This window comes from Micromonospora sp. NBC_01699 (genome assembly GCF_036250065.1).
Taxonomy (GTDB): domain Bacteria; phylum Actinomycetota; class Actinomycetes; order Mycobacteriales; family Micromonosporaceae; genus Micromonospora_G.
On the sequence record NZ_CP109199.1, the window covers coordinates 5960788 to 5973530 of the forward strand.

The following is a 12743-nucleotide window of genomic DNA, read 5'->3' on the forward strand; positions in this document are numbered from 1 at the left end:
CCACGGACGCCGCCCCGACGCCCGCGCCCGCCACGGGATAGACCGGACTCGAACCGGGTCCGCCGACCGGCCCCGCGCCGAGGACCGGTCCAGGCTTGTTTCACGACCCGGCCGTACGGGCTTCATCTGCCCTTCCCCTGTTCATGGGTACGACCTGACTAGCCTCCGCTGTGTTGATCAACGGTTGCCCGAAGCAGGCAACGGGGATCACCCGCCCCGTCCCGGTGATCCACCGGCACCGCCGTCCCGGGCGGTGTGAACGGGCGCCCGGCGCCGACCCCACGAGGGACGACGCCGTACGCGTGGGCCCGCCGCTGATGCCGCGGCCGGGCCCACGCGTCGCCCGGCCGGCAGTGAGGCGCGGGCCGGGGCTGCCATCATGGCCGGATGTTGATGATCGGGATGCTCGGCGGGATGAGCTGGGAGAGCAGCGCCCAGTACTACCGGCTCGCCAACGAACTCGTGCGCGACCGGCTCGGTGGGCTCCACTCGGCCCGCTGCCTGCTCTACTCGGTTGACTTCGCCGAGGTCGAACGCCTACAGGCCGCCGGGCGGTGGGACGAGGCCGGCACCCTGCTCGCCGCGGCGGCCGGTCGACTCGAAGCGGCCGGGGCGGACCTGCTCGTCCTGTGCACCAACACCATGCACAGGGTCGCCGACCGGATCACCGCCACCGTACGAATCCCGCTGCTGCACATCGCCGACGCGACCGCGGACGCCGTACACGCCGCCGGACTGCGTACGGTCGGGCTGCTCGGCACCGCGTTCACCATGGAACAGGACTTCTACTCCGACCGGCTCGCCGCACGGGGGCTGACCGTGCTCGTACCCGGCGCCGACGACCGTGCCCTGGTCCACTCGGTAATCTACGACGAGCTGTGCCGGGGCATCGTCAGCGACTCGTCCCGCACCGCCTACGTCGACGTCATCGGTCGGCTCGTCGCGGCCGGGGCGCAGGGCGTGATCCTGGGCTGCACCGAGATCGAGCTGCTGATCGGTCCGGCCGACAGTCCGGTGCCCGTCTTCCCGACCACCCGCCTGCACGTCGAGGCCGCCGTCACCCACGCCCTCGGGCGGTAGCCGCGTCCGATCCCATGGCGGGCCAGGATCGCGGCTCTCATGGCGGGCCGGGATCGCGGTGGGTGGAACGCCTCCGTTACTCGCCGGTCGTGCCGTCGATCAGCTCGCGGGCGATGTCGAGGTGGCCGACGTGCCGGGCGTACTCCTGGAGCAGGTGGAACAGGATCCGCCCGAGCGCGGGCGCCTGCTCGGCGGTGCGGAACCGGCCACCGGTCCGGGACGGCGTGGCCAGATCCACGGCACCGGCCGCCAGGGCCCGGGAGCGGCGTACCTCGTCCCGGTAGGTCGCCAGCACCGCGTCCACCGGTTCGTCTGCGCCCACCCGCCACTCGGCCTCGTCGTCGGGCGGGTAGGCCACCACGTCCTCGGCGACGAACCCCCAGCGCATCCATCGGCGTTCGACCCACCCCAGGTGCCGGACCAGGCCGAGCGGCGACCACCCCAGGGGCTCGACCGGCGTACGCAGCTGCGCCTCGGTCAGCCCGTCGAGCTTGCGGATCAGCGTGTCGCGGTACCAGTCCAGGTAACCCAGCAGCAGTTCGCGGGGATCGGTGACATCGACCGGCGGCCCGTCCAGAAGCGCCGGAATCCGCTCCGCTGGTGTCTGCATGAACCCGACCGTACCGCTCTCGTCGGCGCGGGCACCCGAACCGTGGGAGTAACGGCCGGGGGAGCATTGGCTCCTGACAGGGCATCGGTAGCCTCAGGCGGTGACGACTCGCAACCCGGCTCTCGGCGTGATCATGGTGCTCTCGGCCAGCGCGCTGTTCGCGGTCAACGGCACCGTGTCGAAGTTGGTGCTGCGCGCCGGCATCGAGGCACCGCAGCTCACCCTGATCCGGGCGGCGGGTGCGTTCGCCGGACTGCTGCTGCTGAGCGTGCTGCTGCGTCCGGGCGTACGCCGCCTGCGGGTGACCGCCCGCGACCTGCCACTGCTGATCGGGTTCGGCCTGGCCGGGTTCTTCCTCACCCCGATGCTCTACTTCGTCGCGATCTCCCGGCTGCCGGTCGGGATCGGGCTGCTGTTCGAGTACACCGCCCCGCTGCTGGTCGCGCTCTGGGCCCGGTTCGGCCAGCACCAGCGGGCCCGCCCCCGGCTCTGGCTCGGGCTGGCCGCGAGCCTGCTGGGGCTCGCCTGCGTGGCCGAGATCTGGGGCTCGCTGAACCTGGACGGGATCGGCGTACTGGCCGGGCTCGCGGCGGCCGTCGTACTCGCCTGTTACTACGTGCTCGGCGCCCGTGGTGTGCAGCAGCGGGACACCCTGTCCCTGACCACCTGGGCGTTCGGCGCCTCGGCCGTGGCCGGCCTGCTGACCAGGGCGGTCACCGCCGGCACCGGTGGCTGGGAGCCGCTCGGCGAGCGCAGTGGCGGCGCACCGGTGCTGCTGCTCTGCGCGTACGTGGTGGTGCTCGGCTCGATCGTGCCCTTCCTGCTGGTCTCCGGCGCCCTGCGGCACCTGCCGGCAACCAGCGTCAGCATCCTCGGCATGGCCGAACCCGTGATCGCCTCGATCGTCGCCTGGCTCACCCTCGGCGCCACCGAGTCCCTGACCCCGATCCAGATCACCGGCGGCCTGGTAGTCCTAGCCGGCGTAGCCCTAGCCGAAACCGCCCGCCTCCCCCAACCCACCCCCGTTCCCCCCGTTCCCCCGACTCCCCCGACTCCCCCGACTCCCCCGACTCCCCCGTTCCCCCGACTCCCCCCGTTGATCATGAAGTTAACTACCTCGAAACGCCCGATCCGGCGCGCTAACTTCATGATCAACGCGAGGGGGGCGGGGTGGGTGGGGGCCTGGGTGGGGGGCCTGGGCGGGGGCCTGGGCGGGGAGCGGGCTGGTCGCTGGGCAAGATATGGGGCATGCAGCTTCATGCCAACGTACGAGCGGTGCAGGATGTACTGGACCGGGCGGACGCGCGGGACGGCTCGGGTACGCCGGCTCGGGTGCGGATCCTGCCCGAGGCGGTGCACACCGCCGCCGCGGCGGCCACCGCTCTCGGCATCGAGGTCGGCCAGATCGCCAACTCGCTGGTCTTCGACGCGGACGGCGGCCCGCTGCTGGTGCTCACCTCCGGCGCGCACCGGGTTGACGTACCCCGGCTCGCCGCCGCGCTCGGCCTGACCACACTCAGGCGGGCCACCCCGGAGTTCGTCCGCGAGCACACCGGCCAACCGATCGGCGGCGTCGCCCCGGTCGGGCATCCGGGCCCGGTCCGTACCCTGGTCGACACCGCGCTCGACGAGTACACCGAGGTGTGGGCCGCCGGTGGGGTGCCGCAGGCGGTCTTCCCGACCACCTACGCCGAGCTGTTGCGGATCACCGGCGGCACCCCGGCCGAGGTGGCGTGAACCCGGTCCCCGAGTTGGTCACCCTGCACGTCTGGCGGATACCCCGCCGGGCGGTGCCACGTGCGCTGCTGCGGATGGCGGTCGACCGGCGCCGGCTGCGGGCCACCCCCGGCGTACGGTTCGCCAAGCTGCTCGGCACCGGAAGCGGGAGCAGCAGCGGGGGCGGGTTCGGGCCGGGCGATGCCGATCTGACCCGCTGGGCGGCGCTGGTGGTGTGGGCGGATCCGACACGGGCTGTCAGCTTCGACGACAGCCCGGTGGGTCGGGCCTGGGGTCGGATCGCGCTGGCAGCGGCCCGCCTCGACCTGCGCCCACTGGCCAGCCGGGGCCGCTGGGCCGGGGTCGAACCCTTCGGCACCCCGACCGGCCGGAACGACCCGACCGGCAAGAACGACCCGACCGGCAAGAACGACCCGACCGGCAAGAACGACCCGACCGGCAAGAACGACCCGACCGACGAGAACGACCCGACCGGCGGGCCGGTGCTGGCGCTGACCCGGGCCCGGCTGCGGCCGAGCCGTGCGGCGACGTTCTGGCGGGCCATTCCGGCGGTCGCCGCCACGCTGTCGGACACCCCCGGCCTGACCGCCCGGTTCGGCATCGGCGAGGCGCCGTTGGGCTGGCAGGGCACGGTCAGCGTGTGGCGCAGCAGCGCGGACCTGCTCGCCTTCGCGTACCGTCAGCCGGAGCACCGCAACGCGATCATGCGCACCCCGACCGAACGCTGGTACGCCGAGGAACTCTTCGCCCGGTTCGAGGTACGCGCGATGCGTGGCGACCGGTCCGTACTGGACTGGGCCGATCACGATGGTGACCCCCAATGACAATGGTCGAGCAGGGCGATGGCGACGGGCAGGACGTGACGGCGGTGGCGCAGTGAGGAGCGGACGGTCATGAGGCTGGTGCCGTGGCAGCCGGACGATCTCGTCCGGCGACTGGACGACGTGGTGACGGTCTACGGCGAGGCGATGGGCTACCGGGCCGAGTTGCTGGAGGCCCGCCGGGGCTACATCGCCACCCACGTACGCCGTCGTGGTTTCCGCGCGGTGGCCACCCTGGCCAACGACGGGCGGCTGGCCGGTTTCGGCTACGGCTACCACTCGTACTCGGGGCAGTGGTGGCATGACCAGGTGCACGCGGCGCTGCCCGACGACGCCCGCAAGACGTGGTTCACCGACTGCTTCGAGGTGGTCGAGTTGCACGTCCGGCCGGCGGCCCAGGGGCACGGGATCGGCGCCCGGCAGTTGACCGCCCTGCTGACCATGGCGCAGGCGAAGACCACATTGCTGTCCACCCCGGAGGCCGACGAGCGGCAGTCGCGGGCGTGGCGGCTCTACCGGCGGTTCGGGTTCGTCGACGTACTGCGCGACTTCCATTTTCCCGGTGACGAGCGCTCGTTCGCCGTACTCGGTCGGGAGTTGCCGCTGGATCCGCAACCGGGCCGGCGCGGTGGACCCGACGAGCCCGGTACGGCACCCGGATAGCCGGCCGGAGGATCGATTGAACCGGATCCGGCTGCCCTGGCTGCTGCTGGTCGTACTGGTGCTGGCGCAGATCGGCTACCCGCTCACGCAGGGACCGGACCGGGCCCGGCTGACGATCGCCACGGTGGTGCTCGGTTACCTGCTGTCGGTGGGCCACGCCCTGCTCAGCCGGGGCCCCCGGACCGCCGGCACGCTGATTGTGGTCACCACGGTCGGCGGTTGGGCGGTCGAGGCGCTGGGCGTGACGACCGGGTTTCCGTTCGGCGACTACGACTACTCCGGGTTGCTCGGCCCGAAGCTTCTCGGCGTACCGCTGGTTATTCCGCTGGCCTGGACCTGGATGGCGTGGCCGGCCTGGCTGGCGGCGGCCCGGCTGACCGGGTCGGGCGTCGGGCGGGTGGCGCTGGCCGGCGTCGGGCTGGCCGCCTGGGATCTTTTCCTGGATCCGCAGATGGTGGCCGAGGGTTACTGGACCTGGCGGCACCCGACCCCGGCCCTGCCCGGCGTTCCCGGCGTGCCGGTCGGCAACTACCTGGGCTGGCTGCTGGTCGCGGTGCTGCTGATGACCCTGCTGGCCCGGTTCGCCCCGACCGCGCCGAGGCTCGACGGCGTCGACGCCCCGATGCACGCGCTCTACCTCTGGACCTACGCCTCCAGCGTGCTCGCCCACGCGGTCTTCCTCGACCTGCCCGGCTCGGCCGGCTGGGGGGCGCTGGCCATGTCGGTGGTCGCGGTGCCACTGGCCGGCGCCCTGGCCCGCCCACACCTTACCCATCGGGTACGCGCATGAGCTGGGCCGGCGCCACCCCGGTCTGGATCGGCACCGTCGTCGTCGCCGGGCTGACCCTGCACAGCCTGGTCAACGCCACCCGCTGGCTGCGCCGGCCGCCGACCGGGGCCACCCTGCACGAACCCGTCTCGGTTCTGCTGCCGCTGCGCGACGAGGCCCACCGGCTCACCCCGTGCCTGCGCTCGTTGCTGGCCCAGCGAGGCGTCGCCGACCTGGAGATCGTGGTGCTGGACGACGGCTCCACCGACGGCACCGCCGACCTGGTCCGGGAGGTCGCCGCCGGTGACCCGCGACTGCGGCTGCTGACCGGGTCACCGCCACCGCCCGGCTGGCTCGGCAAGCCGTACGCCTGTCAGCAGCTCGCCGACGCCGCCGTACCCGCCTCGACGGCACTGGTGTTCGTCGACGCCGACGTGGTGCTCGCCCCGTACGCCGTGGCCGGTGCGGTGACCGAGTTGCGTACGGCACGGGCGGCGCTGCTCACCCCGTACCCCCGGATTGTGGCCGGGTCGATCGGTGAGCGGCTGGTCCAGCCGTTGTTGCAGTGGACCTGGCTGACCTTCCTGCCGCTGCGGTCGATGGAGCGTTCGCCACGGCCGTCGCTGGCCGCCGCCGGTGGGCAGTTCCTGGTGCTGGACCGGGACGGTTACCGGCGAGCCGGCGGGCACGCGGCGGTGGCCGGGCGGATCCTGGAGGACATCGAGCTGGCCCGCGCGGTCAAACGGGCCGGCGACAGGATCGCCCTCGCCGACGGCTCCGCCCTGGCCGAGTGCCGGATGTACGACTCCTGGGCGCAACTGCGCGACGGTTACACCAAGTCGCTGTGGGCGTCGTTCGGCTCACCGGTGGCCGCCAGCACCGTGCTGACCCTGCTTCTGCTGCTCTACACCGTGCCGCCGCTGCTCGCGGTCGGTGCGGCGGTCGCCGGGGCGGCGCCGCTGGCCTGGGCCGCGTTCTGCGCCTACCTGCTGGGTGTCGCGGGTCGGCTGGTCAGCGCGCGGGCCAGTGGTGGCCGGGCCTGGCCGGACGTTTTGACACACCCGCTCTCGGTCGCGCTGCTCGGTTGGCTGACCCTGCGGTCGTACCATCTGCACAGACGGCGACGCCTGTCCTGGCGTGGCCGACCGGTGCGCTGAGCGCCGCCGGGCGGGTCCCGGTCGGCCAACCACCGGTTCACGGCCCGCCGACGGCGGCCACCGGCGCTGTCGACCATGCCTGAGGAGGCGTACGGGGTGAGTCGAATCGTCGTTGTCGGCGCCGGGATCGGTGGGCTGGCCACGGCGGCCCGGTTGGCCGCCGCCGGGCACGAGGTCACCGTCTTCGAACGCGCCGACACCGTCGGCGGCAAACTCGGCCGGCACTCGCGGGACACCCCGGCCGGTACGTTCCACTTCGACACCGGCCCCAGCCTGCTCACCCTGCCCCAGGTCTTCGTCGACCTGTTCCTGGCCACCGGCGCGAAGCTCGACGAATACCTCGATCTGGTGCCGCTCGACCCGATCGTCCGGCACCACTTCCCGGCGCTGGGCGGCGGTCCCGCGACCGTGCTCGACTCCTGCGCCGAGCCGGGCACCTTCGCCGGCCGGATCGGCGCCGTGTTCGGGCCGGAGGCCGAGGCCGACTGGCAGCGGTTGTGGCGGCGGGCCGGTCGGATCTGGCACGCCGCATGGCGGGACATCCTGCGGACCAGCGTCGACTCGCCGTTGGACCTGGCCCGGCTGGCCTGGCGGCTGGGCGACCTGGTGGCGATCCGCCCCGGTCAGAGTCTGCGTGGACTGGGCCGGTCGTACCTGCGTGACCCGAGGCTGCGGATGCTGCTGGACCGGTACGCCACGTACACCGGCGCCGATCCGCGTCGGGCCCCGGCCGCGCTCGCCGCGGTGCCGTACGCCGAACTGGCCTTCGGTGGCTGGTACCTGCGCGGCGGCCTCGGCTCGCTCGCCGACGCGCTGCTGTCCCGCTGCCTCGACCTGGGCGTGGTGGTGCAGACCGGCAGCACGGTCACCGGGATCGACGCCGCCGGTGGCCGGGTGCACGGGGTACGCGTCGCCGGCAGCACCGCGCCGGCGCCGGCCGACGTGGTGGTGGCCAATGTGGACGCGCTCACCGTCTACCGGGACCTGCTCCCCCGCCCGGACCGGCTCGCCGGGCTGACCGACCGGAGCCTGGCCGGTTTCGTGCTGCTGCTCGGCGTACGGGGCTCGTCCGGGCTGGCGCACCACAACGTGTTCTTCCCGACCGACTACGACGCCGAGTTCGATGCGGTGTTCGGCGATCCCGGTCGGGGCGTACCGGCCCGACCGGCGCCGGACCCGACCGTCTTCGTCACCGTGGCCGACGACCCGACTGTCCGCCCGGACGGGCACGAGGCGTGGTTCGTGCTGGTCAACGCCGCGAGGCAGGGCCGTTCCCTGACCTCGGTCAACTGGCGGCGCCCCGGACTCGCCGACGCCTACGCCGACCGGGCCCTGGACGTGCTGGCCGAGCGCGGCACCGACGTACGCGACCGGCTGCTCTTCCGCGAGGTCCGTACGCCGGCCGACCTGGCCACCGCGACCGGCACCCCCGGCGGCGCGATCTACGGCACCGCCGGGGGCCTGCTGCGTCCGCCCAACCGGGGCCCGGTGCCCGGACTGTTCCTGGTCGGCGGCTCGACCCACCCCGGCGGCGGCCTGCCGATGGTCACCCTCTCCGCCCAGATAGTCGCCAACCGGATCGGCCCCGCCTGACCGGCGAGCCGGGCTCAGGACTCCGGTTCGGCGGCGAGCCGCTCAGGACTCCCGGTCGGCGGCCAGTAGGGCGGCGAGCCGGTCGGCCGCCACCGGTGCGTGCAGGTGCAGTCGGGCCACGTTCACCGTGTCCGCGCCGACGACCGCGAGCAGCGCCCGTTCGCCCGCCGTGTAGACGCTGAGGTAGCCCTGCTGGTTACGCACCGTCGACTCACGGAAGCCGCCCTGGCCGAGCCGCAGCCCGACCTGTCGGCCCAGACCGAAGGTGGTCGCGGCGAGCGCCGCCAGATCCGACGGATCCGAGTCGTCCGGCAGGTTGTGGGTGATCAGCAGGCCGTCGACCCCGCCGAGCACGCAGCCGTGCACACCGGGAATCAGCAGTCGCAGCTCGGAAAGCACAGTGTCGATGACGACCAGCACCTGCCGGTCGTACAACGTGGTCAGCGCGGAGAACCGCTCGTACGAGGGGCGCCCGGCTCCGGCGACCCGCCGGGGCAGCACCGGGTCCGCACCGTCGGCCGTACTCACACCTCAAGGCTTTCCTCGATGGCGCGCAGCTGGTGCCGCGCGAGAGCGAGGTTGGCCCGGCTCTTGCCGAGCATCAGGTAGAGGAACAGGCCCTTGCCCGACCGGCCACTCAGCGGACGGATCAGGTGATACTGGTTACCGAGGGTGATCAGGATGTCCTCGATTGTGTCGTTGAGCTTGAGCATCTCCATCGTCCGCATCTTGGCCCGCACCACCTCGGTGTTGCCGGCCGCGGCGACGGTCAGGTCGAGTTCGGCGGTGCCCCCGGCCACGCCGAGCGTCATTCCACTGGTGTAGTCGACCAGCGCGACGCCGATCGCTCCATCGATGCTCATCGCGCTTTTGAGCGCGATGTCCAGGTTCGCCACAGTCTTCTCCTCGATCAGGATGTCACCGGCGCCCGCCCCTACACATCGTCACTCGATGGTCACGAGCAACACGCGCAGTGATCGTTCTGCGGGAAGGTTGACATACCGACCGTTCATTCGCACGTAACAAACGATCATTGGCCTACCCGGTCGCCACCCACACCCGCCGAGCCAGACAAATGGGCTTACCAGGCGGATGGCCCCCACTCCGCCCACCTGGTAGGGACCGCTGCCGACGTACCCCGCAATGCCCGTGCGACAACGCACCCGGCGCCAACCCGACCGCAGCGAGCCGCGAGGGTTGGGGGCGGCGTCAGAGCAGCGACCGACGGACCGCACCCAGAAGCTGAACCAATCCAACCCCCGCGAGCAACACCCAGACGGAAGCAACCACCGTGATCGCCCCCGCCGCCACATCGAACGAGAAGATCCGCACCGCCCCCGCCACCACCAACCCGACCAACGCCGCCAGCACCCGGCTCGGCCGCTCCCCCACGGTCACCGCCCCGATCTCCCGCATCCCGGCCGAGACCGACCGGGCCCGCACGTACTCGTGCAGCCAGGACAGCGCGCCGGCCGCCACGACCAACGGCCCCGGCGCACCGAGCAGCCAGAACGCGATCAACCAGGCGACCTCCCCGACCCGGTCGGCGACCGAGTCGTAGACGTACCCCAGGCGGGTGGTGCGGCCGGTGACGACCGCGAGCGCCCCGTCGACACTGTCGGCCACCGCCGCGAGCAGGACCAGACCGGCCGCGATGAACGGCCCGCCCGGCTCCCGGAGCACGACCACCGGCACGAGTACGCAGAACACGGTGCCGACCACGGTCACCGCCGTCGGCGACACCCGGAACCGACCGAGCAAATGCCCGATCTGGTACGCGAACCGCAGCCAGCCCTGTACGGTCGGCGCCGCCCGACGCGGGTCGAAGTCACCGTGCAGCCGCGCCCAGGTGGCCGCGTACTCGTCCCAATCCAGCCGGGTGCCCGCCACGGGTCAATTGTCGGTGCGGGCGTGCACCCGTGCGGCCGGGTTGCTCACACCCGGGCGCCGACCTGGAGGTTCTGCCAGATCTCGCGGGTCGCGGTGGAGCGGTTGAAGGTGATGAAGTGGATGCCCGGCGCACCCTCGGCGAGCAGCCGCTGGCACATCTCGCTGGTCTGCTGGATGCCGAGCTCGCGGACCGCGTCCGGGTCGTCGGCGACCTTCGCGAACCGGGCCGCCAGGGCGGGCGGGAACGGGGCGCCGGACAGCTGCTCGGACCGCTCGATCGTGGTGAACTTGGTTACCGGCATGACCCCCGGCAGGATCGGCGTGTCGCAGCCGGCCGCCGCGACCCGGTCACGCAGCCGCAGGTAGTCGTCGGCGTCGAAGAACATCTGGGTGATGGCGAAATCCGCCCCGGCCCGGCACTTGCGGATGAAGAACTCGGTGTCGGTGGCGATGTCCGGCGAACGCGGATGCTTGTACGGGAACGCCGCCACCCCGACGCTGAAGTCACCGGACTCGCGCACCAGCCGGACCAGGTCCTCGGCGTAGAGCACGCCCTCGGGGTGCCGGACCCACTCGCCGGTCGGATCGCCCGGCGGGTCGCCCCGCACCACCAGCAGGTTGCGTACGCCCACCCCGGCGAGCCGGCCGACGATGTGGCGCAGCTCGGCGACCGAGTGGTTGACCGCCGTCAGGTGTGCCATCGGCAGCAGCGTGGTGTCGGTGGCGATCCGCTCGGTGACCGCGACCGTGGTGTCCCGGGTCGACCCGCCGGCCCCGTACGTGATCGAGACGAAGGACGGCTGGAGCGACTCCAACTCACGGATCGCCTGCCAGAGCAACCGCTCGCCCTCGGCGGTCTTCGCCGGGCCGAACTCGAAGGAGAACGACGGCCGGGGTCCACGAACGAGGTCCCCAATCGCCGGTTGCGGGTTGGGGAGAACAGAGGGGAGACCGAGCGCCACCCTACGACCTTACCGGCCACCTGGGCCGAATATCCGCACCTTCCCATTTACCGGCCGATCGATCCCGTCCACCGAGCGGATCGCTGCCCTCACCCGTGGTGAGCCGATGGTGAGAAAGCACCCGCGGCGGCCGGGGCGCGCAGGTGGGCGGCCGTACCCGGCGGCGGTTGGCGGCCGGGGCGCGCAGGCGGGTCTCCCGGGCAACGGCTAGCGTCAGGGCGTGACCGATGCTGCCCTCGTCCCGCCCGTGGATCGCGCCGACCTCCGGCAACGGACCGACCGGGCGCTGACCGACTTCCTCGCCGGCCAGCGTGCCTGGCTGGCCGGTGCCGACGACGCCCTGCTGCCGGTCGCCGAGGCGCTGGAGGCGTTCGTGCTGCGCGGCGGCAAGCGGTTGCGTCCGGCGTTCGCCTACTGGGGTTACCGGGGTGCCGGCGGCGTCGACTCCGAGCAGGTGGTCGCCGCCCTGGCCGCGCTGGAGTTCGTCCAGGCCAGCGCGCTCATCCACGACGACCTGATGGACCGTTCCGACACCCGGCGGGGCGAGCCCGCGGTGCACCGCCGGTTCGCCTCGTTCCACCGGACGGCCGGATGGGTCGGCAACGCCGACGGCTTCGGCGACTCGGCCGCCATCCTGCTCGGCGACCTCTGCCTGGTCTGGTCCGACCAGCTGCTGCACGGCGCCGGGCTGGACCCGTACCAGGTGCACCGGGCCCGGCCGGTCTTCGACGAGATGCGGACCGAGGTGACCATCGGCCAGTATCTGGACGTGCTCGCCCAGGCGTCCGGGGACACCTCGGTCGAGCGGGCCGGCAAGATCGCCCGCTACAAGTCGGCGAAGTACACCGTCGAACGGCCGCTGCTGCTCGGCGCCGCGCTCGCCGACGCGCCCGCCCCGCTGCGGGCCGCGTACTCCGGCTACGGGCTGCCGCTGGGTGAGGCGTTCCAGCTCCGCGACGACGTACTCGGTGTGTTCGGTGACCCGCGCCAGACCGGCAAGCCGGCCGGTGACGACCTGCGCGAGGGCAAGCGCACCTTCCTGGTGGCCGCCGCCCTGGAGACGACCGACGCGACCGGCCGGGCGTTGCTGACCAAGCGGCTCGGCGATCCGGGGCTCGACCCGGACGGGATCGACCAGCTCCGCGAGATCATCGCGGCCAGCGGGGCGCTGACCCGGACCGAGGAGCGGATCACGACGCTGACCGACACCGCGCTGGCCGAGCTGGACCGGGCCGAGCTGACGGCCGAGGCCCGCGAGGTGCTGGTCGAGCTGGCGATCGTCGCCACCCGCCGGTCGCTCTGAGCGTCGGCGGCACCGCTCGGCCCGTCCGACGGTTGCTCCCGGCCGCCCACCGGGAAACGGTCACCGCTGGGCGGGAAACGGTCACCGCCGGGCGGGCACCGACCGGACATCCCCGGCCAACCGGGCGGCAACCCGCGCGATAGATCGTCGTCAACGGG

13 protein-coding genes and 1 pseudogene are annotated in these 12743 nt (G+C 72.7%); 9 read left to right on the forward strand and 5 right to left on the reverse strand.

Going from position 1 to position 12743, the window contains the following annotated elements; genetic code table 11:
* Positions 1-387: 387 nt before the first annotated feature.
* Positions 388-1080, forward strand: a complete 693-nt coding sequence (locus tag OG792_RS24110; RefSeq protein WP_329102510.1) for an aspartate/glutamate racemase family protein — start codon at positions 388-390, stop codon at positions 1078-1080.
* A gap of 76 nt (positions 1081-1156) precedes the next feature.
* On the opposite strand, the gene OG792_RS24115 is transcribed toward OG792_RS24110, so the two are convergent.
* On the reverse strand, positions 1157-1690 hold the full coding sequence (locus OG792_RS24115; RefSeq protein WP_329102511.1) for a DinB family protein: 534 nt from the start codon (positions 1688-1690) through the stop codon (positions 1157-1159).
* 133 nt (positions 1691-1823) lie between these two features.
* Between OG792_RS24115 and OG792_RS24120 the strand changes: the two are divergent.
* The 7 genes and pseudogenes from OG792_RS24120 to OG792_RS24150 form a co-directional block, all read left to right on the forward strand.
* Positions 1824-2669, forward strand: a pseudogene (locus OG792_RS24120) (EamA family transporter); the annotation flags it as partial.
* Positions 2670-2938: 269 nt separating this feature from the next.
* Entirely contained in the window at positions 2939-3427 is a 489-nt protein-coding gene (locus OG792_RS24125; protein ID WP_329102513.1) for a YbaK/EbsC family protein, read from the forward strand.
* A complete protein-coding gene (locus tag OG792_RS24130) occupies positions 3424-4251 on the forward strand; it encodes a monooxygenase (protein ID WP_329102514.1) in 828 nt (275 codons plus the stop codon). Before OG792_RS24125 ends, OG792_RS24130 begins: the two co-directional genes overlap by 4 nt.
* Positions 4252-4320: 69 nt before the next feature.
* Positions 4321-4911, forward strand: coding sequence for a GNAT family N-acetyltransferase (locus OG792_RS24135; RefSeq protein ID WP_329102516.1), 591 nt, complete (start codon positions 4321-4323; stop codon positions 4909-4911).
* A gap of 16 nt (positions 4912-4927) precedes the next feature.
* Complete coding sequence (locus OG792_RS24140; protein ID WP_329102518.1) at positions 4928-5701, forward strand: carotenoid biosynthesis protein; 774 nt, start codon at positions 4928-4930, stop codon at positions 5699-5701.
* The gene (locus OG792_RS24145; protein ID WP_329102520.1) at positions 5698-6837 is read left to right on the forward strand and encodes a glycosyltransferase; all 1140 of its coding nucleotides are present in this window, start codon (positions 5698-5700) and stop codon (positions 6835-6837) included. Before OG792_RS24140 ends, OG792_RS24145 begins: the two co-directional genes overlap by 4 nt.
* 96 nt (positions 6838-6933) lie before the next feature.
* Positions 6934-8430 carry a phytoene desaturase family protein gene (locus OG792_RS24150; RefSeq protein WP_329102523.1) on the forward strand — a complete coding sequence of 499 codons (1497 nt, stop codon included), beginning with the start codon at positions 6934-6936 and terminating at the stop codon, positions 8428-8430.
* A gap of 42 nt (positions 8431-8472) precedes the next feature.
* On the opposite strand, the gene OG792_RS24155 is transcribed toward OG792_RS24150, so the two are convergent.
* From OG792_RS24155 to metF, 4 genes are all read right to left on the reverse strand, one after another.
* The gene (locus OG792_RS24155; RefSeq protein WP_329102525.1) at positions 8473-8958 is read right to left on the reverse strand and encodes a roadblock/LC7 domain-containing protein; all 486 of its coding nucleotides are present in this window, start codon (positions 8956-8958) and stop codon (positions 8473-8475) included.
* Positions 8955-9326, reverse strand: a complete 372-nt coding sequence (locus OG792_RS24160) for a hypothetical protein (RefSeq protein ID WP_329102526.1) — start codon at positions 9324-9326, stop codon at positions 8955-8957. The genes OG792_RS24155 and OG792_RS24160 overlap by 4 nt, the downstream gene beginning before the upstream one ends.
* A gap of 313 nt (positions 9327-9639) precedes the next feature.
* Positions 9640-10320, reverse strand: a complete 681-nt coding sequence (locus OG792_RS24165; RefSeq protein WP_329102529.1) for a CDP-alcohol phosphatidyltransferase family protein — start codon at positions 10318-10320, stop codon at positions 9640-9642.
* Between the two features lie 44 nt (positions 10321-10364).
* Positions 10365-11282 carry a methylenetetrahydrofolate reductase [NAD(P)H] gene (metF, locus tag OG792_RS24170; protein WP_329102531.1) on the reverse strand — a complete coding sequence of 306 codons (918 nt, stop codon included), beginning with the start codon at positions 11280-11282 and terminating at the stop codon, positions 10365-10367.
* A 220-nt stretch (positions 11283-11502) separates the two neighbouring features.
* Between metF and OG792_RS24175 the strand changes: the two genes are divergently transcribed.
* Positions 11503-12585 (forward strand): polyprenyl synthetase family protein, encoded by a 1083-nt coding sequence (locus OG792_RS24175; protein WP_329102533.1) that lies wholly within the window; start codon positions 11503-11505, stop codon positions 12583-12585.
* The last annotated feature ends 158 nt before the right edge of the window (positions 12586-12743 follow it).

What these genes read in the sequence shown, in the direction of transcription:
- OG792_RS24110 (WP_329102510.1), top strand. Translation starts at nt 388, where the DNA reads ATGTTGATGATCGGGATGCTCGGCGGGATGAGCTGGGAGAGCAGCGCC.
- OG792_RS24125 (WP_329102513.1), top strand. Translation starts at nt 2,939, where the DNA reads ATGCAGCTTCATGCCAACGTACGAGCGGTGCAGGATGTACTGGACCGG.
- OG792_RS24135 (WP_329102516.1), top strand. Translation starts at nt 4,321, where the DNA reads ATGAGGCTGGTGCCGTGGCAGCCGGACGATCTCGTCCGGCGACTGGAC.
- OG792_RS24115 (WP_329102511.1), bottom strand. Translation starts at nt 1,690, where the DNA reads ATGCAGACACCAGCGGAGCGGATTCCGGCGCTTCTGGACGGGCCGCCG.
- OG792_RS24145 (WP_329102520.1), top strand. Translation starts at nt 5,698, where the DNA reads ATGAGCTGGGCCGGCGCCACCCCGGTCTGGATCGGCACCGTCGTCGTC.